The sequence below is a fragment of the Pseudoroseomonas cervicalis ATCC 49957 genome (assembly GCF_000164635.1).
Taxonomy (GTDB): domain Bacteria; phylum Pseudomonadota; class Alphaproteobacteria; order Acetobacterales; family Acetobacteraceae; genus Pseudoroseomonas; species Pseudoroseomonas cervicalis.
The window spans coordinates 85742-88867 of record NZ_GG770780.1; the positions used below are offsets into that span (position 1 = coordinate 85742).

Consider the following 3126-nt stretch of genomic DNA (forward strand, 5'->3'; position numbering starts at 1 on the left):
GGCGGGGTCCGGGGGGACCCTGTCCCCCCGGCGGAGGGGTCTGGGGAGGCGGAGCCTCCCCGGATTGTCTTTCAGTTTTGTCTGGGTAGGCGGAGCCTCCCCAGGAAACCGGCCTGCTACCGGCGCTTGCGCATCAGCCGGTGCGGAATGCCGACATCCAGATACTCCTCGCCCTCCGCCGCATAGCCCAGCCGCTCATAGAAGGGGATGGCGTAGCTCTGCGCCTCCAGCACCAGCTCCTCCGCCCCGTCCAGCGCCGGGTCCGCCTCGATGGCGCGCATGATGGCCGCCCCCAGCCCGCTGCCGCGCAGCGCCTGGCGCACCGCGACACGGCCGATCTTGGCCACCCGCCCGCCCTCCTTGAACACCACCCGCGCCGTGCCGGCCGGGGCGCCCTCCTGCCGCGCCAGGACATGCAGGGCGGTGGCGTCGAACTCGTCATACTCCATCGCCTCCGGCACCTGCTGCTCCTGCACGAAGACCTCGCGGCGGATGGCGAAGCAGGCTTCCAGATCGGCGGGCGTGGTGGCGCGGGCAATGGTCATGCGGCGTATCCGTTCGGGCAGGGGAGAAGGGGCGCGGTGCCCCGTCCACCCCGTTCTTCCCTCAGCGCGCGTTCCTGGCAATCACCGCCAGCGCGGCGGCGCTGATCGAGATCTGCCCCAGCGTCTGCGTCAGGTCGCGGATGAAGCCCCAGCTCTCATAGGGCGAGGGATCCTGCGGCACCACCACCAGCGAGCCCGGCGGCACCGGCGGCCCGCCCGACTGCCAGGCGCCGAGCCCGGCCGGGGTGCTCTGCCCGTTCGGCAGCACCACGAAGGCCCGCCCGCCATCGGCGAAACGCTGCGTGCCGCCCGAGGCCCGCACATAATCCCCGGCGCGCCAGCCCGTGGTGAATTGCAGGCTGCCCGGGTTCAGCACCGCGCCCACCACCGTCACCTCATTGGGGCGCTTCGGCACCACGATCAGGTCGCCCGGCTCCAGCAGCACGTCCAGCTCGGGGCGCGCCGCCAGGATCACCGGATTGGCCTCCACCACCATGCGGCCGGCGGCGCGCGCCTCGCGCAGCGCATTGGCCAGCTCCCGCCCGGCGCTGATGGCGCCGCCCAGGTCGCCGCCGCCGCCGCGCCCGCCCACCCCCGCCACCGCCTGGCCGGCGGCCACCTGGATCAGGCTCTGCTCCAGCTCCCGCGCGCTTCTCGCGAAACCTTCCTGCTGGCGCTGCCGCACGCTCTCCCGGGTGAAGACGGCGCCATAGGGATAGGCCTGGGGCGAGAGGCCGCCGGCGCGGGCGATCAGCTCCGACAGCCGCTCGCCGCGGCGGATGTCGTAGATGCCGGGGCGCAGGAACTCGCCCATCAGCGTCACCGGCCCGCTGTCGCGGTCGCCGAAGCCGCGCGGCAGGCGGATGGCGTCGCGCGGCGAGAGGCGCACCGCCGCGAAATTGCCGCTGCGCAGGTCGAGCAGCGTGCGCGAGAGCGGGATGGCGCCCGCCTGCTCCAGCGGCTCGCGCGACAATTCCACGGCCGAGAGGTCCACCGTGTCGGTCAGCCCGCCGGCGGCGGCCAGCGCCTGGTCCAGCCCGGTATCGTCCAGGATCGGGTAGAGGCCGGGCAGCCGCGCCTCGCCCGAGATCAGCACCGACTGGTCGAGCAGGAAGGGCAGCAGCGCCGGATAGTCGATGAAGACCTGCGGGCAGGGCGGCGCGCCCAGATCGGGGAAGCCCGCGCCGCGCACATGCGCGAAGCGCACCGGCGAGGAGCGGGCGGCGATGGCGAGCGATTGCAGCGCCGGGCATTCCACCCCGGGCTCGCCGCGCAGCGCGCGCTGCACCGGCGGGCTGGCCAGCCAGGCGATGTCGGCCTGGGAGAGCAGGATCACCTCATCCGCCGGGCGCAGCGGCAGCTCCGCCTGGCGCTGCAGCACCCGGCCGAGGTCGAAGCCCAGGAAGCGCCGGCTGCGCGTGCGCTCCTCGGTGCGCCAGACGATGCCCATGCGCAGATAGGGGTCGGGCTTCACCAGCAGCGGGTCGGCGAGCAGCCCGCGCACCCCCCCGGCGCCGGCGGCGCGCAGCACCGGCGCCACCACATGCCCGGCCAGCCGCACCTGGCCCGACAGCACATCCGCCCCCGGCTGCACCAGCACCGCGTCGCCGCGCCGCAGCCGCCCCTGCGGCCCGATCTCCGACAGGGCGCGGCGGCCCTGCGCATCGGTGCCGTGCAGCAGGAAGCGGTTGCCGGAGGGGCGCAGCGCCTGGCCGGCCAGCCGCAGCAGCGCCGCCAGCGGCGCCGATTCGGCGCCCGGCGGCAGCTCGTAGATGCCCGGCCGCGTCACCTCGCCGCCCAGCGCCACGGCGGGGCCGAGCGGCGGCACCACCAGCCGCTCCCCCTCCCGCAGGGCGAGGTCGGGGCTGCCCGGCTCGGCGCCGATGACGCTGTAGAGATCGATCACCCGCGCCCCGCGCGGCCCCTCGACCCGGATGGCGCGCAAACTGCCGCTCTTCTTCACGCCGCCGGCCAGCGCCAGCGCGTCCAGCGCCGAGGCCAGGGCCGGCAGCGGGTAGAGGCCGGGCCGCACCACCTCGCCGGCGACGAAGACGCCGATCTGCCGCAGCTGGCCCAGGCTGACAAAGGCCTCCGAGCCGCCCAGCTCGCGGGTGACGCGGGCCTCGATCTCGGCCCGCACCTCGCCCAGCGGCCGGCCGGCCACCGGCAGGGGCGGCAGGTCGGGCAGCAGCAGCGCGCCGTCCCGGTTGACCCGCAGGCTGAGATTCTGCCGCGCCCGGCCGCGGATGCCGATCAGCACCTCGTCGTCGCGGCCGAGGATGTAGTCATCCGGCACCTGCGCCACCGGCGCCTGGCCGGGCGGGGCGGCGGCCAGGTCGCGGAAGGTGTCGTAGCCGAATTGCCGCAGCGCTTGCCCCGGCTGCTCCAGCCTGGCGGCGAAGAAGGCCTCGGTGGGGGAGAGCGGCTCGCCCGGCGGGGCGGCCTGGGCCGGCGGCGGCCCGCCCCACCAGGGCGCATAGGGATGCGCCAGCGGCGCCACCGGCGCGACCGAGGGGGCGGAGGGCAGGGCGAGGCCCGGATGGCCGAGGCTGGGGCTGCTGCCCGGCACCAGCGGCGGCGG

General features: G+C 75.7%; 2 protein-coding genes. Both read right to left on the reverse strand.

Annotated features, from left to right (window positions below):
- Nucleotides 1-116: 116 nt before the first annotated feature.
- On the reverse strand, nt 117-545 hold the full coding sequence (locus HMPREF0731_RS13815) for a GNAT family N-acetyltransferase (RefSeq protein ID WP_007004767.1): 429 nt from the start codon (nt 543-545) through the stop codon (nt 117-119).
- Between the two features lie 61 nt (nt 546-606).
- The gene (locus HMPREF0731_RS13820; RefSeq protein ID WP_083854537.1) at nt 607-3117 is read right to left on the reverse strand and encodes a polysaccharide biosynthesis/export family protein; all 2511 of its coding nucleotides are present in this window, start codon (nt 3115-3117) and stop codon (nt 607-609) included.
- Between the last annotated feature and the right edge of the window lie 9 nt (nt 3118-3126).

Coding starts and splice junctions, on each gene's coding strand:
- HMPREF0731_RS13815 (WP_007004767.1), bottom strand. CDS start 545: ATGACCATTGCCCGCGCCACCACGCCCGCCGATCTGGAAGCCTGCTTC.